This window comes from Steroidobacter sp. (genome assembly GCF_016790065.1).
Classification (GTDB): Bacteria; Pseudomonadota; Gammaproteobacteria; order Steroidobacterales; family Steroidobacteraceae; genus Steroidobacter.
In genome coordinates this window covers 1-4,662 of the sequence record NZ_JAEUPY010000592.1, presented here as the reverse complement: position 1 = coordinate 4,662, position 4,662 = coordinate 1, and the positions used below count along the sequence as shown (strand labels likewise).

The 4,662-nt window shown below is 60.9% G+C and carries 4 protein-coding genes; all 4 read left to right on the top strand.

Going from position 1 to position 4,662, the window contains the following annotated elements; all coding sequences use genetic code 11:
- The coding region (locus JNL55_RS24450; RefSeq protein ID WP_293860361.1) for an SLBB domain-containing protein at positions 1-1,556 on the top strand (1,556 nt) is incomplete at its 5' end.
- A gap of 14 nt (positions 1,557-1,570) precedes the next feature.
- On the top strand, positions 1,571-2,476 hold the full coding sequence (locus JNL55_RS24445; RefSeq protein ID WP_293860358.1) for a Wzz/FepE/Etk N-terminal domain-containing protein: 906 nt from the start codon (positions 1,571-1,573) through the stop codon (positions 2,474-2,476).
- Between the two features lie 36 nt (positions 2,477-2,512).
- Positions 2,513-3,853 (top strand): oligosaccharide flippase family protein, encoded by a 1,341-nt coding sequence (locus JNL55_RS24440; RefSeq protein ID WP_293860355.1) that lies wholly within the window; start codon positions 2,513-2,515, stop codon positions 3,851-3,853.
- Complete coding sequence (locus JNL55_RS24435; RefSeq protein ID WP_293860352.1) at positions 3,850-4,530, top strand: class I SAM-dependent methyltransferase; 681 nt, start codon at positions 3,850-3,852, stop codon at positions 4,528-4,530. Before JNL55_RS24440 ends, JNL55_RS24435 begins: the two co-directional genes overlap by 4 nt.
- Positions 4,531-4,662: the final 132 nt, after the last annotated feature.

Sequence of the window (4,662 nt, the reverse complement as noted above, 5' to 3'; positions counted from 1 at the left end):
CTGCGGCGGACTTGCTGCAGCTGGCCGGTGGGCTGCTGCCGGAGGCCGATCCGACCATCGTGACCCTCGAGCGAGTCAACGAGCAACGTCAGCGGATCATCGTCGATGTGAATCTGGCGGCGGCCGCTGGCCGCAATCGTTCGCTGCAGGCGGGCGACATGCTCCGCGTGCCGACGATCCGCCCGGTGCTGGACGAAGCGGTGGTGGTCAGCGGTCACGTGCATCGCCCCGGTGAATATCAGTTCAGCACCGGCATGCGACTGAAAGATGTGTTGCCCAGCCTGGATGAGTTGGAGCCGAACGCGGACCAGCGTTACATCCTGGTGCGACGTGAGATTCCCGCTGATCGTAGCGTTCAGGTGTTCTCCGTGAATCTGGAGGAGGCACTGGCCCGGCCCGAGGGCGCGGCCAATTTCGAGTTGGCGCCGCGTGATCGCATTTTCGTATTCGATCGCGAGTCCGGACGGGATCGGATCATCGAGCCATTGATGCGCGAACTGCAGCTGCAGTCACGGATCGATCAGCCCACGCCCGAGGTCAGCGTGGCCGGCAAGATCAAAGTGCCCGGCAAATATCCGTTGGAGCCCGGCATGCGGGTCAGCGATCTGCTGCGCGCGGGCGGCAGTCTGGATGAAGCGGCTTATGGCGGCCAAGCGGAGCTGACGCGTTATGAGATCGGCAGCGATGGCACGCGCCAGGCCGAATTGATCGCGATCGATTTACGCAAGGTCCTGAATGGCGAGCCGACGGCCAATCTGGCGTTGCGGCCGTTCGACTATTTGATGATCAAGGAAGTGCCGCTGTGGGCCGCACAAGAGGAAGTGGAAATCCGCGGCGAGGTCAGGTTCCCCGGACGTTATCCGATTCATCGCGGCGAAACGCTGCGGTCGGTGATGGCCCGTGCCGGCGGGTTGACCGATCTCGCGTTCGTCGACGGCGCGATCTTCACGCGTGAAGAACTCAAAGAACGCGAGCGCAAACAGCTAGCCACGCTCGCCACCCGTATGGAGTCCGATCTTGCCCAAGCATCATTGATGTCGGCGCAGGAAACGGGCAAGGACGCGAGCCAAGCGCTGACCGTCGGGCAGTCGTTGCTTGCGACACTGCGTGATGCCAAACCGGTGGGCCGGCTAGTGATCAATCTGGATCGAGCCATGGCGGCGCGCGCTGGTTCGGAAACCGACATCGTGCTGAAGGATGGCGATCGCTTGCTGGTTCCGCGTGTCGTGCAGGAAGTCACGGTCATCGGTGAGGTGCAGAGCGCCACGTCTCATCTGTTCCGCAACGATCTCGACAGGGATGAGTACATTGCGATGAGCGGCGGCCTGACACCACGCGCCGATGAGAATCACATCTACGTAGTCCGTGCCGATGGCAGCGTGGTGGCGCGCTCGGGTAACAGCTGGTTCAGCGGCGGTGGCGGGAATATCAAGTCGGGCGACACCATCGTGGCGCCGCTGGATACCGAACGCATGCGTCCGTTGCCGTTCTGGATCGCAGTGACGACCATCATCTACAACCTGTCCATCGCAGCAGCCGCTGTGAACTCGTTCTGAGCGAATCAGACCCAATGAGCGAGCTGGCAGCGAGTGGCGGGACGACGCAGTGGGAGAGCGGACAGCTCGGGTTCCTCGGGCTGTTGCGAATCCTGTGGCTAAAGCGTTGGTGGGTGGTCGTAACCACCGTCTTGATTGCCGCTGCCTTTCTAGCTGCGGCGTTCATCCTAACTCCGGTGTATCGATCCTCGGTGCTGCTGCTGCCTGTGACCAGCGAGCGCAGCGGTGCCGGTGGCCTCGGTTCGGCGTTGGGACAGCTCGGCGGCTTGGCGGCGCTGGCCGGCGTGAAGGTCGGTGCCAACGACACTGAACTGGAGGAGGCGCTGGCGGTCATGAAGTCGCGCCAGTTCACCGATAGCTTCGTCGAGGAATTCGGGCTGCGGCAGAAGTTTTTCGCCAACCGCTGGGACCAGGCCAACCAGCGTTGGCTGCCAGGTGAGAAAGAGCCAACCGCGGCGCAGGCCTACGATTACTTCGACAAGAAAGTTCGGACCCTGGCCAAAGACGCCAAGACCGGCCTGGTCACGTTGAAGATCGAGTGGCGCGACCGGACCGAAGCGGCAGCGTGGGCCAACGAGTTGGTCAAGCGGCTCAATCTGGAAATGCGCCGTCGTGCCAGCGATAAGGCCAACGCGTCGTTGGAATATTTGAAGAAGGAACTGACCAGAACCGAGGATTTGGGAACGCGTGCGGCGATCTACCGGCTGGTGGAGCTGCAGGTCAAACAAGTCATGCTGGCCAATGTGACCCAGGAATATATCTTCCAGGTAGTGGATAAGGCGCTGGTGGCCGATGCCGACAAATACATCCGGCCGCGCAAGGGCGTGATGCTGGCAATCGGGCTGTTCGTCGGGTTGGCCGTCGGCATATTCCTGGCGATCGTTACATCCGCCATCTCGGCGCTGCGTTCGGCGCGCTAGTCGCGTGCCAGTCATTCCTCCTCCCCATCCTCGGTCATGACCTCGGAGCTGCAGGCGGGCGAGGGCGGCACGCGGTTTCGGACGCTAGCTCGGTATCGGGCCATCGTTCGCGAATATTTGCTAAAAGGATTTCTCTGGAGCGTGTTGGCCGCCCTGCTCAATCAGGGCGCCACGGTCGTGTCCAGTCTGTTGCTGGCACGAATCGTCGGGCTGGAACAATTCGGTCTGTACGCCATCGTGCTCACGGTGGTGATGACCGCTGCGACCATCGCGCAAGGCGGCGCCGGGCTGGTCGCCGCAAAGTTCATCTCCGAATTTCGCGGTGCTGGAGGTAAGCGAGTCGGCGGCATTCTGCGACTTTGCAAGTTCCTCACCTTGGGCACCGGAGTGTGTGGCGCGGCGCTGATGTTCGGCACGGCCACTTTCCTCGCGGTGTCGATCTACGGCAATGCCGAGCTGAGCACGCCGTTGAAAATCGCCGCGATCGCGGTGTATTTCCAAACCGGTGTCGCGTATCTGCAAGGCTCGCTGCAAGGCTTCGGCGCGTTTCGTAATTTGAGTCAGGTGGGGCTGGTGGCAGGCATCAGCCACATCGTTCTGACTTGCGCCGGCGCGATATGGGGCGGGCTGCTTGGAGCAACCATCGGCCTGGCGCTATCGAGCGCATGCAGATACGCCATCTTTTATTACGCTCTGTCCCGCGTCATCCGCACCCATGGGATCTCCCGTGACGAGCCTCTGACCTCGCACGATTGGCAGTTAGTATGGCGCTTCGCGCTGCCGGCGGGATTATCGGGATTCATCACGGTACCCGCCCAATCGATCGTCATGGCAATCCTGGCGAGATTGCCGGGCGGTATCGAACTCGTGGGCATCTACGCGGCCGCGAATCAGATCCGGCTGATTGCTTTGCAAATGCCCACCTTGTTGAATTCGGTCACGGTGTCGGTACTGAACAACCTCAAGGGCAAAGCTCAGCACGGCGAATTTCGCAACCTGTACACCACCAACGTCTTGGCGACCCTGGTCACCGCGGTCATGGTCGTCGTGCCATTGGCCGCGGTTCTGCCCTATGTGCTCGCGACCTATGGTGAGGCATTTGTTTCTCGGGACTGGTTCGCATATGTATTGTTGCTATCCGTGCTGCCGGAAGTGCTCAGCAGCGCCATGTATCAGCTGGTGCAAGCGGCGGGGCGGATGTGGCAGTCGTTGTTCTGGATTGCCATTCCGCGTGACGTGAGCTTCGTGCTGCTGTCTTACGCCGGCAGCTCGCTGGTGCCGCTGCAAGGGGTCGCGATCGCGTACTTAGTGGCTCAACTCATTTCTGTAGGCGCGACGTGGCTGGTTGCGCGCCAGCCTATTCAGGAGGCGTTTTGAACGATTCCATTGACCGCGAGGGCGGAGTGGCACCGGCGGTGATGCCGGTCGATCGTGAGGCTTGGTTCGATGCCGTGAATCTGTCCATGTTCGTGAACACCTATTACCAGCTGCGCGATGTGCGTCAGTGGGCGGGTGCGAGCAAGACGATCTTGATCATCGGTCCCGGTCAGGGGTTGGATGCGGCGGTGTTTCGCTGGAAAAAATATGAAGTGACCACCTTCGACATCGATTCGACCTTCAATCCGGATGTCATCGGCAGCTGTCACGAAATGCCGATGTTTCGGGATCGACACTTCGATGTGGTGATCGTGTCCCACGTGCTCGAGCATCTGCCGATCGCGTATCTCGATCCAGCATTGGCGGAAATTGCCAGGGTCGGGCGTTTCGTGTTGGCGTATCTACCGGTGGCCGGGCGCCATCCGAGCGTGACGTTGGATATGGGATTCAAGTCCATCGAACTCACTGCCGTGGCGGACCTATTCAATCCGGCGCGCAAGCCGGATCCAGCCCGCCCAAAGTTCTGCAGCGGTCAGCACTATTGGGAAATCGGCTATCGCGGCTTCAGCAAGCGCGCGGTGCGTGAACGGCTGGCGCGCCAATTCGAAGTGCTGGCCGAGTATCGCAACAAGGATTGGACGCCTAGTTACAACTTCGTACTTCGGTCGCAGCGGTGATGCGCGCCGCGCGGGTACAACTGTATGTTTAAGACTCCTGGTAAGACCTATTGGAACGGCAATTGGGCGGGGGCTGTGCCGAGCGGCTCGCTCAGTTCATTGAACGTCTACAACCTGGATCTGAAAGCCCTG